Raw genomic sequence first — 251 nt, 5'->3', positions numbered from 1 at the left:
ACGACGGTACACCTCAATCCCGAAAAAAGTGTCACGGAAGCCGTCACCAAAAAGGAGAAAAATCAAGCACTCAAAAAAGCAGCGTAAAAATCGTATTTAGGCGACAACTAGCTTGCAAATTTCCGCCGCTGGCGTTCTATAACCACCACTACCGTTCGACCTGCTACCTGCCGTTGATGATCTTCGACGGCGCGTCGGGCGGCTTGATCGCTGCCGTTCTGCGGCCCGGCAAGCGGCCGTTTGGTGACGAG

1 protein-coding gene is annotated in these 251 nt (G+C 53.8%); it reads left to right on the top strand.

Annotated elements, in window-relative coordinates:
- Positions 1-251 (top strand): transposase (locus F1735_RS37265; RefSeq protein WP_229506112.1); only part of this gene is annotated, 251 nt, incomplete at both ends.

It is taken from the genome of Massilia genomosp. 1 (assembly GCF_011682185.1).
GTDB lineage: Bacteria > Pseudomonadota > Gammaproteobacteria > Burkholderiales > Burkholderiaceae_D > Telluria_A > Telluria_A rubra.
The sequence above is the reverse complement of the archived record's forward strand: the minus strand, read 5'-3'. Positions and strand labels throughout refer to the sequence as shown.